Source organism: Paenibacillus sp. sgz302115 (genome assembly GCF_056120445.1).
Map to the genome: position 1 here is coordinate 282813 of NZ_JBVYOK010000004.1, position 22873 is coordinate 305685.

At 49.3% G+C, this 22873-nt stretch carries 23 protein-coding genes; 14 read left to right on the top strand and 9 right to left on the bottom strand.

Going from position 1 to position 22873, the window contains the following annotated elements:
- Positions 1-11: 11 nt before the first annotated feature.
- Together AC0LWN_RS11655 and AC0LWN_RS11660 are read right to left on the bottom strand one after the other, a co-directional pair.
- Complete coding sequence (locus AC0LWN_RS11655) at positions 12-434, bottom strand: VOC family protein (protein ID WP_474665366.1); 423 nt, start codon at positions 432-434, stop codon at positions 12-14.
- Positions 431-898 carry an AraC family transcriptional regulator gene (locus AC0LWN_RS11660; protein WP_474665368.1) on the bottom strand — a complete coding sequence of 156 codons (468 nt, stop codon included), beginning with the start codon at positions 896-898 and terminating at the stop codon, positions 431-433. Before AC0LWN_RS11660 ends, AC0LWN_RS11655 begins: the two co-directional genes overlap by 4 nt.
- 136 nt (positions 899-1034) lie before the next feature.
- Between AC0LWN_RS11660 and AC0LWN_RS11665 the strand changes: the two genes are divergently transcribed.
- From AC0LWN_RS11665 to AC0LWN_RS11680, 4 genes are all read left to right on the top strand, one after another.
- Positions 1035-2303, top strand: coding sequence for a helix-turn-helix domain-containing protein (locus tag AC0LWN_RS11665; RefSeq protein ID WP_474665370.1), 1269 nt, complete (start codon positions 1035-1037; stop codon positions 2301-2303).
- A 51-nt stretch (positions 2304-2354) separates the two neighbouring features.
- The gene (locus AC0LWN_RS11670) at positions 2355-3029 is read left to right on the top strand and encodes a GNAT family N-acetyltransferase (protein ID WP_474665372.1); all 675 of its coding nucleotides are present in this window, start codon (positions 2355-2357) and stop codon (positions 3027-3029) included.
- Positions 3026-4186 carry a GyrI-like domain-containing protein gene (locus AC0LWN_RS11675; RefSeq protein ID WP_474665374.1) on the top strand — a complete coding sequence of 387 codons (1161 nt, stop codon included), beginning with the start codon at positions 3026-3028 and terminating at the stop codon, positions 4184-4186. Before AC0LWN_RS11670 ends, AC0LWN_RS11675 begins: the two co-directional genes overlap by 4 nt.
- Before the next feature lie 130 nt (positions 4187-4316).
- Entirely contained in the window at positions 4317-5024 is a 708-nt protein-coding gene (locus tag AC0LWN_RS11680; protein ID WP_474665376.1) for a DNA alkylation repair protein, read from the top strand.
- Here AC0LWN_RS11680 and AC0LWN_RS11685 read toward each other — a convergent pair.
- From AC0LWN_RS11685 to AC0LWN_RS11700, 4 genes are all read right to left on the bottom strand, one after another.
- Positions 5021-5857: an aminoglycoside 6-adenylyltransferase gene (locus tag AC0LWN_RS11685; protein WP_474665378.1), complete on the bottom strand. Its 837-nt coding sequence runs from the start codon at positions 5855-5857 to the stop codon at positions 5021-5023. The genes AC0LWN_RS11680 and AC0LWN_RS11685 overlap by 4 nt on opposite strands.
- Positions 5858-6163: 306 nt before the next feature.
- The gene (locus AC0LWN_RS11690) at positions 6164-7939 is read right to left on the bottom strand and encodes an ABC transporter ATP-binding protein (protein WP_474665380.1); all 1776 of its coding nucleotides are present in this window, start codon (positions 7937-7939) and stop codon (positions 6164-6166) included.
- Positions 7926-9701 carry an ABC transporter ATP-binding protein gene (locus AC0LWN_RS11695; RefSeq protein WP_474665382.1) on the bottom strand — a complete coding sequence of 592 codons (1776 nt, stop codon included), beginning with the start codon at positions 9699-9701 and terminating at the stop codon, positions 7926-7928. The genes AC0LWN_RS11690 and AC0LWN_RS11695 overlap by 14 nt, the downstream gene beginning before the upstream one ends.
- Before the next feature lie 24 nt (positions 9702-9725).
- A complete protein-coding gene (locus AC0LWN_RS11700; protein ID WP_474665384.1) occupies positions 9726-10721 on the bottom strand; it encodes a DUF4003 family protein in 996 nt (331 codons plus the stop codon).
- A gap of 212 nt (positions 10722-10933) precedes the next feature.
- Between AC0LWN_RS11700 and AC0LWN_RS11705 the strand changes: the two genes are divergently transcribed.
- Both AC0LWN_RS11705 and AC0LWN_RS11710 read left to right on the top strand, forming a co-directional pair.
- Complete coding sequence (locus AC0LWN_RS11705) at positions 10934-12487, top strand: glycosyltransferase family 39 protein (protein WP_474665386.1); 1554 nt, start codon at positions 10934-10936, stop codon at positions 12485-12487.
- Between the two features lies 1 nt (position 12488).
- Complete coding sequence (locus tag AC0LWN_RS11710) at positions 12489-12758, top strand: hypothetical protein (protein WP_474665388.1); 270 nt, start codon at positions 12489-12491, stop codon at positions 12756-12758.
- Between the two features lie 64 nt (positions 12759-12822).
- On the opposite strand, the gene AC0LWN_RS11715 is transcribed toward AC0LWN_RS11710, so the two are convergent.
- Entirely contained in the window at positions 12823-13344 is a 522-nt protein-coding gene (locus tag AC0LWN_RS11715; RefSeq protein ID WP_474665390.1) for a ClbS/DfsB family four-helix bundle protein, read from the bottom strand.
- 199 nt (positions 13345-13543) lie between these two features.
- Between AC0LWN_RS11715 and AC0LWN_RS11720 the strand changes: the two genes are divergently transcribed.
- The 4 genes from AC0LWN_RS11720 (at position 13544) to AC0LWN_RS11735 (ending at position 16246) form a co-directional block, all read left to right on the top strand.
- A complete protein-coding gene (locus AC0LWN_RS11720) occupies positions 13544-14566 on the top strand; it encodes a LacI family DNA-binding transcriptional regulator (RefSeq protein WP_474665392.1) in 1023 nt (340 codons plus the stop codon).
- Positions 14567-14672: 106 nt separating this feature from the next.
- Positions 14673-15017, top strand: a complete 345-nt coding sequence (locus AC0LWN_RS11725; protein WP_474665394.1) for a cupin domain-containing protein — start codon at positions 14673-14675, stop codon at positions 15015-15017.
- 153 nt (positions 15018-15170) lie between these two features.
- Positions 15171-15578, top strand: coding sequence for a hypothetical protein (locus AC0LWN_RS11730; RefSeq protein ID WP_474665396.1), 408 nt, complete (start codon positions 15171-15173; stop codon positions 15576-15578).
- Positions 15579-15712: 134 nt separating this feature from the next.
- Positions 15713-16246: a GNAT family N-acetyltransferase gene (locus tag AC0LWN_RS11735; RefSeq protein WP_474665508.1), complete on the top strand. Its 534-nt coding sequence runs from the start codon at positions 15713-15715 to the stop codon at positions 16244-16246.
- A gap of 302 nt (positions 16247-16548) precedes the next feature.
- On the opposite strand, the gene AC0LWN_RS11740 is transcribed toward AC0LWN_RS11735, so the two are convergent.
- Positions 16549-17097, bottom strand: coding sequence for a glutathione peroxidase (locus tag AC0LWN_RS11740; protein WP_474665398.1), 549 nt, complete (start codon positions 17095-17097; stop codon positions 16549-16551).
- Between the two features lie 99 nt (positions 17098-17196).
- Positions 17197-18078 carry a LysR family transcriptional regulator gene (locus AC0LWN_RS11745; RefSeq protein ID WP_474665400.1) on the bottom strand — a complete coding sequence of 294 codons (882 nt, stop codon included), beginning with the start codon at positions 18076-18078 and terminating at the stop codon, positions 17197-17199.
- 99 nt (positions 18079-18177) lie between these two features.
- Between AC0LWN_RS11745 and zwf the strand changes: the two genes are divergently transcribed.
- The 4 genes from zwf (at position 18178) to AC0LWN_RS11765 (ending at position 22737) form a co-directional block, all read left to right on the top strand.
- A complete protein-coding gene (gene zwf / locus AC0LWN_RS11750; RefSeq protein WP_474665402.1) occupies positions 18178-19689 on the top strand; it encodes a glucose-6-phosphate dehydrogenase in 1512 nt (503 codons plus the stop codon).
- A 39-nt stretch (positions 19690-19728) separates the two neighbouring features.
- Positions 19729-20397, top strand: a complete 669-nt coding sequence (fsa, locus tag AC0LWN_RS11755) for a fructose-6-phosphate aldolase (RefSeq protein ID WP_458967203.1) — start codon at positions 19729-19731, stop codon at positions 20395-20397.
- A gap of 234 nt (positions 20398-20631) precedes the next feature.
- Positions 20632-22047, top strand: a complete 1416-nt coding sequence (gene gndA, locus AC0LWN_RS11760; protein WP_474665404.1) for an NADP-dependent phosphogluconate dehydrogenase — start codon at positions 20632-20634, stop codon at positions 22045-22047.
- 207 nt (positions 22048-22254) lie between these two features.
- Positions 22255-22737, top strand: coding sequence for a VOC family protein (locus tag AC0LWN_RS11765; RefSeq protein ID WP_474665406.1), 483 nt, complete (start codon positions 22255-22257; stop codon positions 22735-22737).
- Positions 22738-22873 lie beyond the last annotated feature (136 nt).

Genomic DNA, 22873 nt, shown 5'->3' on the forward strand with positions numbered 1-22873 from the left:
TTAGACTGTGTTCACTTCTCCGTCTGTTCAGTCATGAGTCCCCAGCGAAAGCCAAACTTATCAATAAGGGAGACCATACAGGAGCTATATGTCGTACTGCGCATGGGATGAATGATCGTACCTCCGGTCTTCAGAACTTCGTAGGCCTTTTTTACATGGTCTGCGGTTTCAAAAGTGACCGTAAGGAATAAGGACGTGCTTGCAGCGGGATCAAGTTCTAATTCATCGGAGAGCATCATGCGCTGTTCCCCAATATAGGCCTCAGCATGATACACATAACCTTGTTGTTCATCAGTTAATTCGATATTCCAGTCGCGGCTATCGGCGTCTGAGTAATGCAGGATGAAATCAATTCTTAAGTCAAAAGCTTGTTGATACAAACCGAGTGCCTCTTCGCATTGTCCATGAAAGTGTAATGTAGGGGTTACAATCATCTCTTCATCTCCACTCCAGTTGACTCAGTGATTCTTATGGGCACGAAATAATCCATCTGGCCATATCCGATTGCTTGAATTGCGGATTGGGGAGTAGGGATATTGCCCAGGTATTCTCTGGTGGGATCTTCTTCGAAACAAGCTCGGCTGGAAATGAACGCTTTTATTGAATTAATGACTTCGGTACTGTCCTTGCCATCCACTTCAGTTGCCACTGCATATAAGCCGCCGGGGAAATCCACGATTTCAAAATCAGCAGGAACATCCATCCCCTCGTGATATATGTAGTACCATACAAAGCCGCCCCTTTGCTTATCCATCCACAGAAAATCTTCGGGAAACATGGTTTTAGGCTGCTTGCTGAACCATTCGTCGAATTTCTCAAGCTTGCCGTCGCCGAACATGCCGCACTCAGAGGATACCATTTTGCATGCCGGAATTTCATAAACACGTACATTTTCCATACCGTTGACCTCCCCTTCAGAACCTTGTGATAACCTCATTTTACCAATCTCCCCTATGTCAAAGTCAAATCTTAAAAATTGTGGTAATGCAGAGTGCAAAAGGATTTGATATTGTAAAAAGGTGGGGGGAGCATTGATGGACAAATCTATCCGTTTCAGAAGGTCTATACAGTATATCGAGGAGCATTTGCATGACAGCATTCATCTTGAGCAAGCCGCACAAGCCGGGTTCACCTCGCTGATGCAGCTTTATCGGGATTTCTATACCTACACGGGCCACTCGGTTAAGGAATACATTCGCAAACGCCGGCTGTCCAGTGCGCTCAGTCTGATCAAATGCTCGAATCTGCCGCTTGCCGAGATCGCATATTCTTGCGGCTACAGCTCGCAGCAGGCCTTATGCAAAGGCGTGAAATCCGCTACCGCCATGACACCGCTGGAATACCGGAAGAGTGAAGCCTACTATTATTTCCCCAGATTCGACACCGATGCGGTGCGGCAGGTCACCGTTATGCAAGAAACCATTCCCAAGGCCATATGGGCCAAATTCTATCATCCCAAGCTGCAAGGTATTGAGCATCAGGCACTTTGTGCGCTCAGGTCGCTGCTTCCTGAATACCGGGGCAGAATCTTCGGTAAAAACGGACAGCAGGTAGGCAGCCGGTTCTGCTATGAAATCTCTGTAGAATATGATCCTGCCGTGCTGAACAAGCTGAGAAGCAGTGTCTTTGTGGAAGCAAGCGTGCTTCCCGAGACCAGTCTGACCTTCGCAAAAGCCACAGTCAAGGATGATGAGCAGGAGATCGGACTGGCGTGGAACTACCTGTACCATAGCTGGCTGAAGACCAGCATGTTCACACAGAATAACGAGAGCTACTTTGAAGAATACATACATAAGAATGGGGTCGTGAAGAAGCTTGTGTTATATATGCCTGTGACGAGGCGGAAGGATTACAACAAAATCAGTCTGAGGAACTGTAAAAGCATGCTGTTTCTGGTGTCGTCCAGCAAGGGGCTTCATGCAGAGGAAGAGGCTTCGCAAGCGGTGATGAACTATCTTTCGCGGCATAATCCCGGTGCGATAAGAAGGGCTAGACAATTCTATGTCGCCAGAACGGGGATGAGCTGCACCTGCGGCATCAGGATCGAACAGGAGCTGGAGCTTCCCTTAGATAGCGGGCTTGAGAATCTGCGGCATGAAGAGGGCAGCTACGCTGTTATCGAGAGCGATTGCTGCAGTGACAGCCGGGTATTTGAAGCGCTTTTAGATACATGGATCAATGAAAGCGGGTTCAAGAAGGGCTCGCAGCCTGCCTTTACTATCTATGAGACAGACGGCACATTTGAGCCTGAAGCGATTAAGACGAGGGTTTGGATCAAGCTGGAAAATGTTAAAAACGGATAATACAGAATGTCCGATTTCCGGTACATTGGGGGTAAGAGAGGAGTGCTAGATATGGAGGCTGTCAAAAAACTTTCATTTCAGGAAATGCCTCAAGATTATTCCCCAAACAAGCTGCCTGAAATCATCAAGCTTGCCAGAGCACTTGGCGGGCAGGAAGCGGTTATTTATCAGACTGCGGCGGCAAAGCCTTTTCTGTTTGAAACCAGCCGGCTGATGATCCGCCGTTTTTACCCTGAGGATGCGGCAGGTGTGCATGAGCTGGCGAACAATCGGCAAAATTCAGAGATGAAGAACTTCGATCATCAGTGGCCAACAGATTACAAGGGCAGCAAGGAGGCGACAGACTGGTTCTGTACCCAGGAGAATATGTGGGCGGTATGCCTTAAGCCGGAATATACCTTGATAGGCATGATTGTGTTCAACTCGGTGGACGCGAATAACAGGGTGGATTTGGGCCATGTATGGCATACGGAGTACTGGAACAGCAGGCTGGATACGGAGGCGATCTCGCTGATGGTTCAATACGCTTTTGAAGAGCTGGGTGTTGATGGCGTTTACGCCGGAAATCCTCTGGAGTGCGCTCCGCAGATCGCCCCTTTGCAGGAGATTGGCATGGAAATTACGGAGACCCGGCAGGCTTCATTTGTAAATGATGAGCAAGGCCAACCGATTTATTTTACAGGATGTACGATGGAGATTACCCGGGAAAGGTGGAATGCACGATGAACAAGCAAAGAAAGGCGATGTCGGAGCAAGCAGCCGAAGGTTATAGTCCCCTTGTAAAGCCGGCAATCCTGCGAATAGCGGAGGAGAGAAACATGGAAATCCAGGATGAAATTTTTGTTCAGCAAGTCAGTGAGTTCTGCAGCATTGTGGACAGGCCGGAAATGAAGCTTGTGGGCATTGCGCTGCCCATTACCTATGAAAGCCGGGGCTACGGCGGTTTCTATGGCTTTGAGCATGCGAACTGTATTATGAACGATTATTTTTTCACCAAAAAATTGATCGCAGAAGGTGATATGGCCCTGCTCTCCGGCACCATCGGCGGACAAATCCGCAGCAAGGACATTGTCACGGCAAGAACGGAGGTTGGCGGAGACGGCAATTACAAGGTCATTGTGGGTTATGAAATAGGCAGCTTTGAAGCTTTGCCTGATGCTTTGCCGGAATATACGGAGACGGTTACTATACCTGCCTGCCGTTACGCTAAAGTTCTCATTAACGAGACCAAGCAAGCGGACCGGATCGGTTATGGGGAGCGGATGCACGCGGATGAATATTTCATCGGCTCCTTCCGCGAGGATACGGGTTATGTCTACAACCCGGCCGGGTACGGATTTAATACTTATGACACTTCGGGAGATATCCTCACCAAATATGAGCCGGTGAAGATCCCGTCAACCGATTCGGAGCGCTACGACTCTTTGCGCTTCAAGCCGGTTGTTTTGCCGGAAATGAAGCTTGCCTGCAGCGTAACTCCGCCGGATTCCGAGGAGTTTGTGATTTCCAAGTATTTCGGCGTCCAGGATCAGGTATTTGCCACCGAGGCAGCCAAATACTATTTGCATGATTATTACGGGTTCCCTACGAACAGTGATCAGGAAGGGAAGATCAATTCCTGCTTCGGCACAAGGGTCAGCAGCTTTGAAGGGATTCCCGATTGCGTCGAAAAGCTTACGCTGCCAGGCGGGATCTATCTGCACATTTCCCAGCTTGAGGTGAATGGAGATAATCCATCCCTTCCGTATGATGCGGCCTTTAACCATATCGAGGAGCTGTTCCTGTCCTCCCATCCTGAGTACCAGCGCGACTGGAGCAGACATGTCATCGCCCGGTTCCGTCAGGCCAATTGCGCTTCTGTGTTTGTGCCGCTTACGAAGTGAATAGAGCGCAATAAGCGGGATACGCTGCACGTTGAGTGCTGTGTGTGTTTGTGAGAGAATAGTCACAGAGGAATGAAGGATTATTCTCTCTAAACCGCATGGACCTCACAGAGAAGGAAGTGGACAAGCTATGGATTTAGAAATGGTTATGCAGGAGCTTGAAGCCCGCGGTAAGGAACGAACCAAGAAAATTTATATGTCGAATGGCGCGCATGAACCGCTTTTTGGCGTGGCTACAGGAGAGATGAAGCCCATCGCCAAGAAGATCAAGCAAAACCAGCAATTGGCCGAGCAGCTTTACAACACCGGGAACTATGATGCCATGTATTTTGCCGGCGTAATTGCAGATCCGAAGGCAATGACCGCAGCGGATTTTGAGCGATGGATAAATGCCGCATATTTTTACATGCTGTCCGATTTTGTGGTTGCAGTAACCTTGGCAGAGACAGATATAGCGCAGGATGTTGCCGATAAATGGATCGCAATTGGCGAAGAGCTGAGAATGTCAGCGGGCTGGAGCTGCTATTGCTGGCTGCTCGGGAATCGCCCGGACAGTGAATTTTCCGAACCCAAACTCTCCGATATGCTTGAACGGGTACAAAAGACGATTCATGATTCACCCGAACGGACCAAATACGCCATGAATAATTTTATATACACAGTGGCGGTATCCTATTTGCCCCTCCATGATAAAGCAGTCGAGATTGCAGAGACAGTAGGCCCGGTAGAAGTCAAACGGGATAAGAAAAAAAGCAGCTTCCTGAACGCTTCCGAAAATATTCAAAAGGCAGTAACAAGAGGGCAGCTTGGGTTCAAGCGCAAATATGTAAGGTGCTAAGAGTTCTCCATTCGGCTGTGGAAAAATGAAATCACCTGCTCAGCGATTCGGTCAGGATAATCAATCCCTTTGGCCTGGCAAATTTCCGCTGCGTCCTGTTTGAACAAAGTCATGCACCGCTCTACCGCTGCCTGTAAATCGTGAAAGTCTGCATTGGCAAAATAGCCTTTCAGATGCTGTTGCTTCTCTTCCGGCACACAGAGCTTTACTTTGCTCTCCCATGCACCCCAGTCCAGCGTGTCATACCGGCTTAACAGCAGGTCAACATGCGAATGGAACAAGATATCCATGTTTTTGATGATTTTGAAGAGATCCTGCCGCTTAAAATATTTAATGACCATCTCTATATGTAACCAGTAAGTATCCATAGCCCTGACAGGATCGGGGATATCATTATCTGTACGATACCCTTTATCGAGGAACGCCGCGGCTTCTCCGGTTCTGTCAAAAATAAGCTGATCCCTTGTACAACCCTTACAGTGCTGTCTGCACATCCAATCTTCAGGATAACCCGAGTTAATGATGAAGAAATCAAACTGGTGCAGTTGATCGCCCAGACGAATCACACTGCAATAGTTTTTGAAATGCGCATCATTAAAGCTCTCCCCCCAGAAAACTATAAGCTCATCCGAAGCTGCTGCAAGCATTTGGGGAACATCTGCGGCAAAGGCTTCAAAGTCCTGATCTGCTACGAGAAAAACAGGATCATAATCCGAATACATATCCTCCGTTCCTCTGCTGATCGACCCGTAGTGCCATCCGCCTTTGCAGCGCTGGTCTTTTTTCAATATCTCTACCACTCTGTTAAAGGCTGCTTCTAAATCCTTGTGCATGATATCGCTTCCAATCGTTGTTTGATGCTGTCATATTATCACAAACGCTCCTGGAAAAATTGCTCGTTTTTAACCAGTTGTAATACAATTTCATGCACAGCCCGCAGATTGCTGCTATAGATGCTTATATTCAAACTCTGCCTTATCTAACTTGGTATGTACGCCCATTAGCTGTACGGGTTCAGATTGACGGTTGGTTATGAATTTCATTAGAAAAAGAAAACAGGCTCTTGCTTATCCAAGCGAGAGCCTGTTTCTTGGAGAACCGGTAGGCAATAAGCCTGCGATTCCATGCTTTCCGGTATCTCAAGCCTCCATCTTCTGCGCCGTGTAGAGCCTGTGATACAGCCCTTGGCGAGCCATCAGCTCATCATGGGAGCCGCTCTCGGCGATGCCTTTGTTCGAGACATACATGATGCGGTCACAGTTTTTGACGGTGGATAGACGGTGCGCGATAATGAACGAGGTTCTTCCCTTGAGCAGCTCATTCAGGCCTCTCTGGAGCAAGCGCTCGGTCTTCGCGTCGATGGAAGAGGTCGCTTCGTCCAGGATCAGAATGCGCGGATCGGCCAGAAGCGTTCTTGCGAATGAGATAAGCTGCCGCTGTCCCTGGGACAGCTTGGAGCCGCGCTCGTTGACCTCCGTCAGGTAGCCCTGCTCAAATTCACGGATGAAATCGTCGGCACATACCGCCTTCGCCGCAGCGATGACTTCATCCTCCGTAGCATCCAGTCTGCCGTAACGGATGTTGTCCAGGATCGTGCCGGAGAAAATGAAGCTGTCCTGCAGCATAATTCCCATCTGGCTCCGCAGGGACTTCAGCGTAATCTGCGAGATGTCCTGGCCGTCAATCAGAATTTTGCCGCCAGTAAGGTTATAGAAGCGGGAGATCAGATTGACGACGGTTGTTTTGCCTGCGCCTGTTGGTCCTACCAAGGCAACGCTCTCTCCCGCCCTGACATCGAAGGAGATATTCTCCAGGATGTTCAGACCCGGGTCATAGGCGAAGGTTACGTTGTCGAAGGTGACCTTACCCTGAACGGACGGAAGCTCCTGTGCATTCGGAATATCGCTGACGGTAACCGGCTCATCCAGCGTTTCGAAGATACGCTCAAGGTAGGCGACGGCATTGATAAAGTTGTTGTACAGGTTCGAGAGGTTCAGGATCGGCTGCCAGAAGCGGGCGGCGTAAGTGCTCATAGCCAAAATGACACCAAACGTTACGTCCTTGGGGTCCAGAGTCAAGAGGCCCACAAGAAAAATCAACGCAGAAACGATGGTAGACAGGTTATCGACCGAAAACGGGATCAGCAGGTTGAAATTCATTGCCCGCATCCATTCCTTGCGGAAATTGCCGGCCAGCCGTGTGAAGATGCCCTCATTGTGCTGTTCACGGGAGAAGATCTGCGTTACGCCAATACCGCTGATGCTCTCCTGTAAGTAGGCGTTCAGGTTGGAGCTCTTGTTGGATACAGCCTGCCATGCCCGCCGCTGCCGGGTTTTGATAAGCAGCATGATGCCCATGAAGACAGGCAATCCGGCAAGAATGACGAACGAGAGCCGTACATCCACGGCGAACATGAATGCGGCGATAAAGATCAAGTTAACGATTTCGAGAATAAAGTTAATAATACCGTTGGATAACACATCCGACACCGAGTTGACGTAGTTCACGACCCGGATCAGGATTTTGCCCTGCGGGCGGTCGTCGTAATATTTGAACGGCAGCTCCTGCAAATGCTTGAACAGATCCGTACGGATATCAAAAATAATGTCCTGCCCGACGCTGGTCATGATGCGCGAGCGGATGGTTGCCAGAATGACGCTGACCACGATGGTCAAAAGCATCAGCGCTGACCAGCCCAGCAGTGCAAGCTTATCTCTCGCGGGAATGGTGACGTCGACCACATGCTGCATAATAAGCGGTGCCGACAATCCAACCGCCGCCGAGATCGCACTGAGCACAAATGCAACAATCATCGGCGTTTTCTTCCGTTTAATATAGACCATTGCCCGCCGGAAGTGCTTGATGTCAAAAGGGGATTCCAGGTTCTCGTCGACGTCGAATTTATTTCTGGCCATGAGCGGTCACCTGCCTTCCAATACCCTCGTTCTGCAGCATAAACACATCGTAGTAATACCCCCGCTGCGCCAGCAGCTCGGCGTGGGTGCCTTCCTCAATCAACCGTCCGCCGTCAAGGATGAGAATGCGGTCAGCCTCTGCTGTAGTGGATACCCGCTGCGCAATGATAAGCTTCGTGCAGGGATAATCCAGCTCACGCAGGCTTTTCTGAATATGCTCCTCGGTCTCCAGATCCACGGCGGAGGTCGTGTCATCCAGAATCAGGATGGGACGGTGGACCGCCAGGGCGCGAGCGAGCGCAATACGCTGCTTCTGCCCCCCTGACAGGCCGACCCCGCGTTCACCGACAACGGTATCATACCCTTCAGGCATGCGGGAGATGAAATCATGTGCGGCTGCCAGTCCGGCATATTCCACCACATTTTCCTCCGGTAATTCTGGGTCGCCATAGGCGATGTTTCCGTCGATGGTATCGGAGAACAGGAGTACGTCCTGGGTCGCCATGCCGATGTTGCCGCGCAGCTCATCCAGCTCCAGCTCACGGACGTCAACGCCGTCCACCAGCACACGTCCGCCGGACACGTCATAGAAGCGCGGGATTAGATTGATGAGCGATGTTTTGCCCGAGCCCGTTGAGCCCATAATGGCAATGGTTTCCCCCGGCTCCACCGTAAAGCTGACATCATTCAGCACTGTAGCGCTGTCATATTTGAAGCTGACGTGCTCAAAGGCAAGGCGGCCTTCATAACGGTGTTTGGTTACAGGTCTATGCTCGTTGACAATCGAAGGATGGGCGTAATAAATCTCGACGATCTTGCTCAAGCTGGCAAAAAATCGCTGAATGTCATTGATAATAATGCCGATGTTCCGCATAGGGTTGGCTATAGCCCATACCAGTGAAGAGAACGCCGCGAATTCGCCAAAGGTGATCCGGCCGTTCATCAGGAACAGCCCGCCGGCCAGCATCAGGATGACGTTGAAGGCCTGGGCGAAGGTTTCCAGATACGGAAAGTAATCGAGCCAGACGAGTGCGGCTTTTTTGTTCGCTGTGGAATAGTTGACGTTCTTCTCCGTAAATTTCTCAATCTCGTACTCCTCACGTGCAAAAGCCTTGACTACCCGGTTGCCTGAAATATTCTCCTGAGTAGTTGTGTTAAGCTGAGACAGCCGTTCACGCAGGTCCACATACATGGGGCGCACGTGTTTGGCAAATATGTAGGCCACGATAAAAATTAGCGGCGACAGGGTCAACATCCACAACGTCAGCCCGGTATCAATGGTGAAAAAATAGATAACAGCGGCAACGAAGATGGTAAAGGATTCGATGATCGTTTTGAAAATCCACGCCATCGAGTGCCGGACCATGTCGAGGTCCCCTGTCATTTTGGTCATCAAATCGCCTGTTCGGTTATGGTCGTAATACTCTCTGTCTTGTCCCTGAATCTTGTTGTACAGATAAATGCGGATACGGTAGAGCATGTTCTGCGAGGACCACTCATACTGCATAGTTGTGAGATAAGCAAGGCCCGTGCGCAGCAGGGAAAATCCGATCATCCCAAGGCAGAGCATGATGAGCAGCCCCCGCTTATCCGTCAGATTCTGCATGGCATTGTCGCCCGCAATAAACGTATCAACAATGCGCTGGCTGAGGTACGGATTCACTATGGTCAGACTTGAGCCAATTACCGATAGACACAGCGCCAAAATATACCGTGCCCGGTTGCCCTCCAGATTCTGCCACAGCCATTTTAATTCAAACATCTGATCACCTGTTTCTGTGTGTTCTTAATTCCCTGAGGTTGCTGCCGCAGCAGCCGTTGCTGCAGCCGCCGCACTTGCAGCCTGCTGCGCAATTACAATATTGGTAATGCTGGTGGAGAGCATCGTGCTCACAACGCCGCTTTTTACCTCATCTACATACTTAAACGCCACTAGCCCGGCCGACAGCAGCAGCAATTCCTGCTTCGTAATGGACCAATTGCCAAAGCCTTTTTTGGTGCGCAAAAATTCGTACGACTCCGAGACATCATTCACGATGTTCTCCTTGCTGCCGGGAAGCAGCGACAACACGCCAAGCGAGGAAAGGGTGTATTCTTTGTCCATTCGCAGGCCCCGTTCACGGAAGGCATCGCGTAATGCAAGTACTCGGCCGGCTGCTTCTGTGGCTTCTCCTCCAAGAACCAGCACCTGGGTCAGAGCCTGCACGCTGTTCCCTGACAGGAACTCGGGCTTCAGCGTTGCATAAAGCTGCTCCATGCGTTCAACACCGCTGTGGACATCAATATCGGAGAGTCCGAGCATGGCGGAAAAGATATAGTCGTCCTGCCCTGTAAGGAAGCGGTGCTTCGACTTCATGCTGTCGTAAAATGCTTTTGCCCGTTCCACAGTCCGCAGATATTGCTCCGGTGCAGTATTAGCAGCAATCTGATAGGCGGCAATGACGAGATAATCCGAGGCTCTGAATTTGGCGTCCTTCAACAGATCATACACGGCCATAGTGTTTGTAAGCTGTGTCGACCTGTCGGCTGAAAGAGAGAGCATTGCGGCAATGCTGATTACAGAATTCCCTCTAAACGCAGAGAAGCTTCCGGTATTCTCCTTGATTAGCTCATAGCTCGCCCGAATCGCTTCATCATCGGCAATTTTGTTCTCCGCGGTGTAGAGCAGCGCCGCCAGCCGGTTAACCATTGCATTTTTCCAGACGAAGACCTTTTTAACCCGCTGCGAGTTGTCAGCGAACAATTCAAGCCTGGCTGTATAAGGCTCCTTCAATATAAACACTCCTTAACAAAAATAGAAATTATTTAACATATTAATTATGGATACATTTTCATACTACTACAAAATGCAAAAGTTGCGGACATTCATCTGATTTTCAGAATAGGTCCTTATAATACTTCTATTATATTGCCGAAGCATATGCTTCCGAAGCTAGTTTTGTTTGAAGCAATATCGACGAAGCATCGCTCACAAAACTTTTAGGAGGTTATCCATTGATAAGGGGAACTCAGCGAATATTGTATTTCATGTTTGCTTTTTTTACAGCGCTTTTTATCGCTTCCTCTTTTTTTCTCAGGGCGGAGTATAACTATTTCGCATTCGGCGATAAGCCGGTGCTGGAGAAGCAGCAGCCGGTTCTTTTTATAGCGCTAATTGCAATCGTTCTTGCTCTAAGCTTCGTCCTGTACAGAATGTGCTTGAGGCTTAACAGGTACAGCGCCAAAATCGTGATTCCGGCTACGCTCCTGTTTTCTTTTGCCATTCAAATTGTGATCATCTTCCTGTTCACCAGACTGCCTACAGATGATTCGCAAACGGTGCTGTCACTGGCAATGGATATGCTGTATCGGCAGGATTATTCCTCCTTTCAAACGGGGGGATATCTGCACATGTTCCCTTTCCAATTCTCCATCGTCCTGTACCTAAAAACGCTGCTGCAGTTATTTCCCGATAACTATCTGGTGATCAAGATATTCAACATCCTGTTCACACTCATTACGGCGTTAATGATCTACTTGCTGTATAAGGAGCTCAATTCTAAGTCCAAGAGCCGTGACTATGGTGTTCTGGTATTTGCCGCAACCTATATTCCGTCCCTGTTCATGAGCAATCTTATATATAACGATGTGATCGCGACGGCTTTTCTGACCAGCGCTTTATATTTCGCCATCCGGTTCATTCGAACTAAGTCTATGAAGGATATTCTGTTTGCTGCAATTTTACTGGCTATCGGCAATTATTTCAGAAGCATCGGGATGATCTTTCTAATCGCCATTATTCTTAGTCTTATATTTAGCATGCGGACCCTGGGGATCAAAAAGGCTATCGCTGCTTTGTGCTTAACGCTTCTATTATTCAATGTTCCGGGCTGGACTCAGAACGCTGTGCTGCAGGGAACGGGCATCGTAGATGAGCCGGTTAACCGTAATTCCGCACCTGTCTATATGTGGCTGAATATGGGGATCAATCTGGAGACGCTTGGATTCTGGGATAACCAGGAGAGCTATAACATCTACCAAAGGGAAGCGAACTATAACAAGGCGGAAAGTGTAGAGCTGTACAAGGAATCTATTCGCAATAAAATCTCAGGTGCCACGGTGGGCGAATTAGTGGAAATGTACTATAAAAAGCTGGTATGGACCTGGACGGAAGGAACCTACCAGATGGAAAGATACGGCCTTGGCAATGATAGCTCGTCCAGCACCAGGGGAAGAATGGGGTTTGTAATGGACCGCTATATCTATAGCACCTTTGCTTCGGATTTGTTCAAGGGAGATTCGAATTACAGAAGCGGGCTGCTCTGGGTGCTGTATGTGATGAATTTTCTGATGTATTGTTTCATTCTCGTCCGGTTGATTGGCGGCATCAAAGCCAAAAGGTTCGAAGAAACCTCCTTGATACTAGTGGTACTCGGGTTCATCGGGTTCTATCTGTTATGGGAGATCAAATCCCGGTATATTTATCCGGTGTATCCGCTGTTGATCGTGTTGTCCTACATGGGCTTTAAGGATGTCTATGATTATATGTTTAGAAAAAGGGGGGCATAAGATGCGGACTAAGAGGGGTTATATCTCTTTGCTGATCGTAGTGCTTGCCTGCTCTTTGGTGCTTGTCTCCTGTGATGCCATAACCGCCCAAAAGATCACAGATTCGGACTCCGGCTCCAGGATGAACGGGTTCCCGGGAATGAACGGCGGCATGAATTTTAACGGGGGAGGCCGTGGCATGGATGGTGGCGGACCTGGTATGAATGGGAGGACACAAAGAAATGGCGGTCAAGGGCAAGGAACGGACGGGGGAACAAGCGGCAGAAGGTGAGGGCGGTAGCGGAAGAGAGACCCGGGGCCGGAGTGCGGTGGATGCTCTTTCCCGCTAGACAGCATTACACCTGAACGCTGTATTTCTTCCATTTTCTGATCTTTGCCCGGAAGGTTGTAAAAGGTGCAGCCGAATTGATGTGAATCCATCTGGCCATCGGCCAATTCTCCTTGCTGCCTGTCCATTTGCGGATGCCTTGTGTGAAAAGCTCTTCCTCTGTCAATGTGCCGACCCAGATTAGCCACTGCCGTTCCGCCTGCCGGAATAAGTCCCGCAGCTCAGAAATGGAATACTCGGCGTATTTCTCATAAAAAGACTGGTATAGTCCGCCAAGCTGGTTCCATTTATAGCCCGGGGCGGGCATGATCACTTCACGGCCTTCCCGTTCAGCTTCATCCCAGCCCATCACAAGCTGAAGCCAGCCTAGCTGGTAGGCGATAATCTCGGCCGGAGTTTTATCCACCTCGGGTATTCTGGCATCCCGATGGCTGTTATCTATGTCCTCAAATTCTGCGTCCAGAAGCACATATTTGGCGTGGATACTTTCTAATAAATCTGCTTTGGACGAATACTCATAGCTTGCCATGCGCGCACCTCGTTTTTAATTTAGTTATAGCATGGGGGAGTGACAGCAGTATGTCATGTTTATTGAATATATAATCAGTATATAATTACTTTTACTTTATAAAATGAATTGTGGTATAGTGTGCCGAACATGAACATCAGTGACAACGCTTGATAGCAAGTTTTTTTAGATAACGGATGGTGTTCCGGGAGGATGAACAATGGTAGTTACGATGAAGGAAGTGGCGGAGCGTGCAGGGGTATCCAAGAGTACGGTTTCCCAGTTTCTGAGCAAAAGATACAACTATATGAGTCTGGATACCAAGCGGAGGATCGAGCAGGCGATTGAGGAACTGAACTATATTCCCAATGAGGTTGCCCGCAGCCTCAAGCATAAGAAGACGTACATTGTGGGCGTGATTTCTTCCACCATTCTATCGAAATTCACTACAGAGATTGTACGGGCGATAGAGGATGAGTGCCAGCTCAAGGGAATCCAGGTTATCATCTGCAACACTGACGACGATTCGATCAAGGAAAAAAATTACGTCCAGTCAATGATCGCGCGGCAGGTGGATGGTCTGATCATTTTTCCGACGGAAGAGAATAAGAAGCTGTATGCTTCCCTTGTGAAGAACGGGTATCCCTTTGTATTTGTTGACCGGAAAATCGACGAGATTAGCGTAGACACGGTGCTGCTGAGTAATGAGAAAGCCAGCGAGCTGGCCGTGGAAACCTTCGTTCAGCATGGTCATACGAATATTGGAATGATTACATTCCCTTTGGGCAAAAAAACAATCACCACCCGTATTGAGCGGCTGTCCGGCTACCGGAAGACGATGGAGCATTATGGGCTGCCAGTTAATGAAGACTATATCAAAAGCGGCAGGCTGGAGGAGATGCCGGCGCTCCTTGCGGAGCTGTTCCACATGGACAATCCCCCCACTGCGCTCATCGCCACCAATGATATGATTCTGGAGCAGGTATTGATCTATGCCAAAAACAACCGCCTGACCATCCCGGAGGATTTCTCCCTGATCGGTATTGATGATGTATCCTTTGCAGCTTTGTATAGCCCGCCGATTACTACGATCTCCCAGCCCACCTTCGAGATGGGGAAGAGAAGCGCCCGGCTGCTGCTGGACAAAATCGACCGGAAAGAACAGGAGCAGGAGGAGACGTCCGAAATTATCCGTTTAAATCCGGCCATTAACCATAGAGAATCAGTGCGACGATTGAATTAAAAAATGAAAGTCATCAGTGACTTCTGCATCCGGGTTGTATATCGCTGGTGCAGGTGTTAAGCTGTTTATAGTTCATTACTAAATCGATTTAGTGGAGGAGTTATTCATGTTTTTTAAAGACCAGGAGATTCAAACCGATACTGTTGACAGCAACACCACACGCAAGGTTCTGGCACACAGCGAACAGCTCATGTATACCAAAGTGATGTTTGCCAAAGCCCAGCAGGGCGAGATTCCGCTCCATAAGCATGTTCATGAACAGGTCACCTACGTGCTCAAGGGCAGCTTCCAGTTCATGATTGACAACGGTGAAACCAAGGATGTGCAGATCGTCAAGGAAGGCGACAGCATCCACTTCCCGTCCGATGTGCTGCATGGCTGCATTCCGCTGGAGGACGACGGCATCCTGCTGGATGCTTTTACCCCGGCGCGTGCGGATTTTCTGAAGTAATAAGAAAAGTGGGAGAAAGGCAAGTGTGAGAAAAGAAAACATGCCGAACCGTTTGGTCAGGGGTCAGAAGCTGATGGGATGGGGCGGCGTGTTTTTTTATTTTCCATCAGGGTAGATCATATGATAGATTAGGTGACAGAAGGAGGGATATGTATGTTTGTAATTGAAGCGAGAGAGGAAAGGCGGAGTTGGATCTCGGGTATTTTTGAAAATGAAGAGAAAGCCGATGCCTATATGTGGGTGATCCCTTCCGAGATAAGTTCAATCCAACGCAAGATTCCTCTACATGAAATCCAATATCCTTTTTATATGATTGAGGAGGGTATGGAGTTCAGATACATAAATCAACGTCATATTAAAGAATTTTTAGATGGCCTGAGACTGGTTGAGGATGAGGACTGGGTCTATTTTAATTTGTACTACATCACTGGAGACTTCAAACCTAGCATTCCAGGAACCGATTACATGGGGATTATTAAGCATCTTCATATTGATAACCGTATTATGCAACACTACAAAACCTTTGGAAAAGACATATTAATAAGAAACAATATGGCTTAGGGCGTAATGCAGCGGCCAAAGCACACGCTTAGGCAAAACTTCCAGCCTAAGGAGACATCTATATGGACCAACAAGAAACATGGAAACAACCTGCTGACGACCCTTCCGCACCCCGCGAAATTTCAATCAGAGCAATGACGGCAGAGGATCAATTCCGCAGCATGGACCTAGGGGATTCTTTTACCGTAGATTCGGTGCTCGTCCTGTCATTCGCGGAGAATCAGTTCAGCTATACGGTGAAAGACATTCTAAGCTACGAGAAGCGATACACGGAGGAACGCAGTGAACATGAAGACACAACTGACTATTCCGAATATATCAACAGTCCGGATCAAGCGGTTTACGTGGCATTTGCGAAGCAGCAGGCGGTAGGTTATATCATGTTAAAGAAAAATTGGAACAATTATGCGCTTATCGAAATGATTCAGGTGGATAAAAGGTTCAGAAGGCACAGGGTTGGCAGTCAATTGATGGAGCAGGCCAAGCGCTGGGCTCAGGAGCGGGGATTGCCCGGAATGATGCTGGAAACGCAGAGCAACAACGTTAGGGCGTGCAGGTTCTATGAGAAATACGGGTTTGTGATCGGCGGTTTTGATCTCTGTGTGTATAGAGGGGTTCCCGCAGTAAGCGATGAGGTGGCGGTGTACTGGTACTTGCTTTTTGAATAACGAAACCCATGGACTGAGGTGGAATTTCTCCACTTCCTTCTGCTGAATGACCTCTACCAGGGTGGTTAGTGGGAAAAAGTCCACTTAATTTCGTATAAAATCACCGGATGGACAGAAACGGAGAGGATTAAGTCTACTTTTTCCAGCTAATCATCAAAAAATCGGTAAAATTCATAAATTAGTTTGCCTTTTTCCACTTCATATCGCAATCGGCTGCCCTCGACGTTCCTTTAATTGCCTTGACGGTCTGAGCGATGTTCCGCCGGGCTTGTTTATCAATCAAGCTCCGGCGGAGTGCCTAGCTACAGAAGCTGCTCAATACTTTCCTGGATCTGTTCTATCGAATCAATCGGTTCAAAACGTCTGACAACCTGCCCTTCGGCATCAATCAGAAATTTGGTGAAGTTCCACTTGATGGCATCGCCGTGCAACCATTCCGGGGCCTTATCGGACACCATCAATTTGAGCAGCTTGGCCTGTACGTCCGTTTCGTCAAAGCCTGCAAACGGCCCCGACTTCTTCAGAAAGCCATACAGCGGATGTGCTGTTTCTCCATTGACATTAATTTTGGAAAACATAGGGAATTTCACTCCGTAGTTGATCTGGCAGAAGGACTCGGCTTCCTGACTGCTCCCCGGCTCCTGCTCCGCAAACTGATTGCAAGGAAACCCGATAATTTGAAGCCCCTGCTCCTTATACTTGTCGTACAGCTTTTGCAGGTCATCGAACTGATGCGTGTATTTGCATTTGCTTGCCGTGTTCACGATCAGGACAGGCTGTCCTTCATATTGATAGAGCGGAAATCGTTCTCCGCTGGTTTTCATAACGGTAAAGTCGTAAATAGTTGGCATACTGGCGCACCCCGCATTTTTGTGTGTTTTACAGCTTCATATATTTTCTACAGTAACTATACCAAAAAAATAAAGAAAATGGCCTATTTCTTTGGCGGCCTACCTGGTAAGCTCAATAAACTTGCTGGCCGCACTCGTCAGCGGCATATTGCGCATGGTCATCATGCCGACCTGGGCCGGGGGAAGCTGTACGTCCAGCTTAATTTCGAAGAGGGAGCCTTCTTCCAGCTCCTTGGATACAAATTCCCGGGTGACGAAGGAGATGCCGAGTCCTTTGCGGGCAAATTCGATTAGCAGGCCCACGCTGCCGACCTCGAATGCGGGCTTCAGCTCATAGCCATAGTCACGGAATAAGTCCGTGATCGCCATCCGGGCGCGGCTGCTGCGGGAGAAAAGGGTGATAGGATACTGGAGCAGCTCCTTGATGGACAGCACCTTTTGGCTAAGCTCGGCATAGTGGCTGCCTGCGATGAAGCAATCCTGAAGCTGCAGCCCCTGCCGCACTTCAAGCTGGGGATCGGCGATAGGTATGCGCACCACACCCAGGTCGACTTGCCCTTCTTTTAAATAGGAAATGACTTCCGGGGTGGTTCCGTGGATCAGATGCAGCCGGATACCGGGGTATTTCTGATGAAAGATTTCAATAAAGGGCAGCAGGTAATGCTTGAACAAGGAGTCACTGCCGCCAATCCGCAGCTCGCCGTTGTCGAGATTTTTCAGCTCGGCCATTTTTTTCTCCGCTTGGGTAATCAGGATATGGGACTGCTCGATATAGGAGTACAGTGTAGCGCCTTCCGGCGTCAGATCGACGCCTTTGGAATTCCGGGTAAACAGAGTGAGGCCAAAGCTGTCCTCAAGCTGCTTGATGGCATGGCTGACGCTCGGCTGGGTGATATACAGGGATTTGGCGGCTTGGGTCAGGCTACCGGTCTTAGCAGCCCAATAAAAAACCTTATACAGCTCAAAGTTGTTCATAGACATGGTCTATAGCTCCTGTAAAATATATTAATTACATGTATGGGTCGTATTTGTATTATAGTGTAACCAGGAAAGATAAACCAGAGTAAAAGGAGAATGGAGATGGAGGCAACTACGTTTGTTTTGTTTGGGGCGACAGGAGATCTGGCCCGAAGAAAAATCTATCCTGCGCTGTATAATCTGTATCTCGACCACAAGCTGCACCATTCATTCTCTGTGGTAGGTCTTGGCCGAAGAGAGCTGGCTGATGAAGTTTTTCAGGCAATGGTTGAGCAGTCGCTCCGGGACTTTTCCCGGCGTGAAGTGAATGACCCTGAGTCTGTAAGCAGCTTCCTGAAGGCCTTTAGATATCATGTGCTGGATGTAGGGCACAAAGAGGACTATCTCAAGCTTTTGCAGGGAATTGAACAGCAGGAGAAGGGTATGGGCAGTTCGCCTAACCGGATGTTTTATTTGTCCGTCGGCCCTGAGTTTTTTGAGACGATTGCCTTGAACATTAAGGAGAGCGGGCTGGGTGCGGCCAAAGGCTGGAAGCGTCTGGTGATAGAGAAGCCCTTCGGGCATGATCTGCAGTCTGCGCAGGAGCTGAATCTCAAGCTGAGCGAAGCTTTTACAGAGGATGAAATTTTCCGCATCGACCATTACCTCGGCAAACCGATGGTGCAGGAGCTGGATGTGTTCCAGCAGACGAATCCGGTGCTTCATGCGCTGTGGAACAACCGCTACATCGCCAATGTGCAGATTACCGCAGGTGAAACGGTGGGCGTGGAAGAAAGAGCGGGCTATTACGATCATGTGGGTGCGCTCCGGGACATGTTCCAGAACCATATGCTGCAGCTCCTGATGATGCTGGCGATCCGGCTGCCGAAAGACAGTACTGCAGATGAGGTGCGCTTCAAAAAGAAAGAGGTTATGGAAGCCCTTGTGCCGCTGAAGGAAGCAGATGTCCAGTTTAATGTGATCCGGGGGCAGTACACCGCAGGCGCCATTCAAGGCAAGCCGGTCATCGGGTATACCTCTGAGCCAGGCATTGCCGAAGGATCACTTAATGATACATTTATTGCAGTCAGATTGCAGATTGATGATCCTTTTTGGAAGGACGTTCCTTTCTATATCCGAACCGGAAAAAGAATGAAGGAGAAATCGACGCGGATTGTCATCGAGTTCAAGGAGCCGATGAAGATGAACTCTTCAGCCGCCGAGGACGATATCCCTAATCTGCTGGTGTTCGAGATCAGCCCGAACGAAGGCATCACCCTGCAGCTCAAGGCGAGAGATCCTAAGCACAAAGGAAAATTCAAAGCGATGCACATTGATTTTCATACCAGCCACATTGATGTGCCGGAAGCCTATGAGAATCTGATCTATGACGCGCTGAATGGAGACCCGTCGTTCTTCGCGCACTGGAATGAAGTGGAGCTGTCCTGGAAATGGGTGCAGCCGATCTTGGATGCTTTTGCGAAGAATTCGGTTCCTCTGTATCATTATGCTGCGGGCACGTTCGGTCCTGCCGAATCGGATCAACTGCTTGCGAGAGAAGGGAATCACTGGTGGTTTGACTCGGCAATTGATGAAGAAAGCGAACTGCCGCTGCCTGATGCTTCAAATTTTTAATATAGCAATTAATTCAACTAAAAATGGAGGATTACGATTATGAAATTTTTTATCGACACCGCAAATGTAGAGGATATTAAAAAAGCATACCAGATTGGCGTATTGTCCGGGGTTACAACCAACCCTTCCCTGGTAGCCAAAGAAGGCGTGAAATTCGAGGACCGTATTGCGGAAATTCTGCGTACCGTGCCTGAAGTGGAATCCGTATCCGCCGAGGTTACACCGGATGCCGTTACCGCCGAAGAGATGATTGCACAGGCGAACGAGCTGATCAAGATCAACAACAATGATAAGAACATTACCATTAAGCTCCCGATGACGCTTGCGGGTCTGGAAGCCTGCCGTTACCTCTCTAAAAAAGGTGTAAAAACCAACGTGACGCTGATCTTCACCGTGAACCAAGCGCTGCTCGCTGCCCGTGCAGGAGCTACCTATGTATCGCCATTCCTGGGCCGTCTCGATGATATTTCGGAGGATGGTGTGCAGCTGATCGTGAAGGTTGCCGAGCTGTTCCGTATCCATAACCTGGACGCGCAGATTATTGCCGCTTCGGTCCGCCATCCAGACCACGTAACCCGCGTAGCTATGGCCGGCGCGCATATCGCCACCATTCCGTTCAGCGTGATCGAGCAAATCTCCAAGCACCCATTGACCGAACAAGGGCTGGAGAAATTCGCTGCCGACTGGAAGAAGGCACCGCAGGTTTAATACGGTTAATAAAAAATCAAAGCTTGATCAGGGGGCCGAAGTAACGGAGGGGAAGTTTGGAACTGGAGGAACGTCAGTGACCGCCTTTGTCTGCGGATTTCCACCGCGAAGAGCGGTACAAATCAAGAAATCTGCAGACAACAGCGGCCGGAAGTCCAAACATTCCCCGCAGTTACGGTTTAAGCCCCCTATCACAGACTTGATTCACCACATATCATTAGGAGGTCATTAACGATGGGTAAACAGCAGATTGGCGTGGTCGGCTTAGCCGTCATGGGTAAGAATCTGGCCTTGAATATGGAGAGCAAAGGGTTCTCGGTAGCCCTGTACAACCGTTCTTCGGAGAAGACGGATGAGCTGCTCGCAGAGGCGGCAGGCAAAAATTTCAAGGGTGCTTACAGTATCGAAGAGTTCGTGCAGTCCCTGGAAACGCCGCGTAAAATTATGATTATGGTCAAAGCCGGCAAGCCGACAGACGATACAATTCAGCAGCTCGTGCCTTACCTGTCGCCAGGGGATATCCTGATTGACGGCGGGAACGCCTTTTTCCCGGATACGCAAAGACGGAACAAGGAACTGCAGGCTCAAGGCTTCCGCTTTATCGGCGCAGGGGTATCGGGCGGTGAAGAAGGCGCGCTGAAGGGTCCGGCCATTATGCCGGGCGGGCAGAAGGATGCCTATGAGCTGGTGGAGCCGATCCTGACAGCCATTTCGGCCAAAGTGAACGGCGATCCTTGCTCGACTTACATCGGCGAAGACGGTGCAGGACACTACGTCAAAATGGTTCATAACGGCATCGAATACGGCGATATGCAGCTCATTGGCGAAGCGTATCAACTGCTGAAGGATGTGCTGGGACTTACCACCGAAGAGTTGCATGAGATTTTCTCCGAATGGAACCGCGGCGAGCTGAACAGCTATTTAATCGAGATTACGGCGGATATCTTCGCCAAGACAGACCCGGATACAGGCAAGCCGATGGTTGATGTGATTCTGGATTCTGCCGGACAAAAGGGAACAGGCAAATGGACGAGCCAAAATGCCCTTGATCTGGGCGTTCCACTCTCGATCATTACCGAATCCGTATTTGCGCGCTTCATCTCCGCGATGAAGGAAGAACGCGTAGCTGCAAGCAAGCGCCTGCAGGGTCCTGCGGCAAAGAGCTTTGACGGAGATGCCAAGGAATTCATCGAAGCGGTCCGCAAAGCGCTGTATGCCAGCAAAATCGCTTCCTACGCCCAGGGCTTTGCCCAGATGCGGGTAGCTTCGGATGAATATAATTGGAACCTGAACTATGGCAGCATTGCGATGATCTTCCGCGGGGGCTGCATTATCCGCGCAGGCTTCCTGCAGAATATCAAGGATGCCTATGACCGCGATCCAGAGCTCAAGAACCTGTTCCTGGACGAGTATTTCAGCGGCGTAGTTCACAACTACCAGGAAGCCTGGAGAGAGGTTGTTGCGGTTGCGGTGAAAAGAGGCATTCCGGTTCCGGCTTTTGCCTCCGCACTGGCTTATTATGACAGCTACCGTTCCGAACGGCTTCCGGCCAACCTGCTGCAAGCGCAAAGAGACTACTTTGGAGCACATACCTTCGAGCGTGTAGATCAGCAAGGCAGCTTCCATTTTCAATGGATGGACAATAAGTAATAACGGAACCAGCGTTTTCTATAGATCACAATGAAGAATGAAGTCCGGGTGTAAAGCTCCGGGCTTTTTTCTTTTTCAGAACAATCCATTAACAAATCATCCGGTTCCATGCTTTATAATGAAGGAGAACGTTTGAGGATTTCAGCCGGAGGGAACGATAGGAGCAGAGCTTGAATCTACCAAAGAATATTCAGGAGGAGTCTTGTCATGCCAAAGATTGTTACGAATTTATGGTTTGATACCGAGGCGGAAGAAGCGGCGAAATTTTACACCTCCATATTCAAAAATTCAAAAATCATCAATACGTCGTATTACGGCGAAGGCGGCCGGCGGCCAGCGGGAATGGTGCTGACAGTAACGTTTGAGCTGGACGGACAAGTGTTCACTGCGCTGAACGGCGGCCCGGAGTTTACCTTCTCAGAGGCGATTTCTCTGCTCGTCAACTGTGAGGGACAGGAGGAAGTGGACGAGCTGTGGGAGAAGCTGTCCGCAGGCGGTTCGGAAGGGCCGTGCGGGTGGCTGAAGGATAAATACGGCCTATCGTGGCAGATTTTTCCGACGATTCTGGGGAAGCTGCTGAATGATCCCGATCCTGTAAAAGCGCAGAGAGTCACGCAGGCTATGCTGCAAATGGGCAAGCTGGATATTGCCGCTCTGAAGCGGGCGCATACGGGCAGCGAGAACAACTGATACTCAAAGGGTTAAGGCAAAGGATGCGGGCGATACGCATTCTTTTTTTTGTATTTATTTGGATGAAAACGATTTCTCCCGCTCTATTGTGTTTCCATGTGAATTATCTTACAATTTTGTAGGGTAACTCTGCGTC

Bases quoted from the DNA above. Each gene is read 5' to 3' on its own strand.
- AC0LWN_RS11715 (WP_474665390.1), bottom strand. From the start codon at position 13,344: ATGGCAAGCTATGAGTATTCGTCCAAAGCAGATTTATTAGAAAGTATC.
- AC0LWN_RS11675 (WP_474665374.1), top strand. From the start codon at position 3,026: ATGAACAAGCAAAGAAAGGCGATGTCGGAGCAAGCAGCCGAAGGTTAT.
- fsa (WP_458967203.1), top strand. From the start codon at position 19,729: ATGAAATTTTTTATCGACACCGCAAATGTAGAGGATATTAAAAAAGCA.
- AC0LWN_RS11680 (WP_474665376.1), top strand. From the start codon at position 4,317: ATGGATTTAGAAATGGTTATGCAGGAGCTTGAAGCCCGCGGTAAGGAA.
- AC0LWN_RS11685 (WP_474665378.1), bottom strand. From the start codon at position 5,857: ATGCACAAGGATTTAGAAGCAGCCTTTAACAGAGTGGTAGAGATATTG.
- AC0LWN_RS11720 (WP_474665392.1), top strand. From the start codon at position 13,544: ATGGTAGTTACGATGAAGGAAGTGGCGGAGCGTGCAGGGGTATCCAAG.
- AC0LWN_RS11665 (WP_474665370.1), top strand. From the start codon at position 1,035: ATGGACAAATCTATCCGTTTCAGAAGGTCTATACAGTATATCGAGGAG.
- AC0LWN_RS11695 (WP_474665382.1), bottom strand. From the start codon at position 9,701: ATGTTTGAATTAAAATGGCTGTGGCAGAATCTGGAGGGCAACCGGGCA.
- AC0LWN_RS11765 (WP_474665406.1), top strand. From the start codon at position 22,255: ATGCCAAAGATTGTTACGAATTTATGGTTTGATACCGAGGCGGAAGAA.
- zwf (WP_474665402.1), top strand. From the start codon at position 18,178: ATGGAGGCAACTACGTTTGTTTTGTTTGGGGCGACAGGAGATCTGGCC.
- AC0LWN_RS11670 (WP_474665372.1), top strand. From the start codon at position 2,355: ATGGAGGCTGTCAAAAAACTTTCATTTCAGGAAATGCCTCAAGATTAT.
- AC0LWN_RS11710 (WP_474665388.1), top strand. From the start codon at position 12,489: ATGCGGACTAAGAGGGGTTATATCTCTTTGCTGATCGTAGTGCTTGCC.
- AC0LWN_RS11655 (WP_474665366.1), bottom strand. From the start codon at position 434: ATGATTGTAACCCCTACATTACACTTTCATGGACAATGCGAAGAGGCA.
- AC0LWN_RS11745 (WP_474665400.1), bottom strand. From the start codon at position 18,078: ATGTCTATGAACAACTTTGAGCTGTATAAGGTTTTTTATTGGGCTGCT.
- AC0LWN_RS11735 (WP_474665508.1), top strand. From the start codon at position 15,713: ATGACGGCAGAGGATCAATTCCGCAGCATGGACCTAGGGGATTCTTTT.
- AC0LWN_RS11740 (WP_474665398.1), bottom strand. From the start codon at position 17,097: ATGCCAACTATTTACGACTTTACCGTTATGAAAACCAGCGGAGAACGA.
- AC0LWN_RS11730 (WP_474665396.1), top strand. From the start codon at position 15,171: ATGTTTGTAATTGAAGCGAGAGAGGAAAGGCGGAGTTGGATCTCGGGT.
- AC0LWN_RS11725 (WP_474665394.1), top strand. From the start codon at position 14,673: ATGTTTTTTAAAGACCAGGAGATTCAAACCGATACTGTTGACAGCAAC.
- AC0LWN_RS11690 (WP_474665380.1), bottom strand. From the start codon at position 7,939: ATGGCCAGAAATAAATTCGACGTCGACGAGAACCTGGAATCCCCTTTT.
- AC0LWN_RS11660 (WP_474665368.1), bottom strand. From the start codon at position 898: ATGGAAAATGTACGTGTTTATGAAATTCCGGCATGCAAAATGGTATCC.
- gndA (WP_474665404.1), top strand. From the start codon at position 20,632: ATGGGTAAACAGCAGATTGGCGTGGTCGGCTTAGCCGTCATGGGTAAG.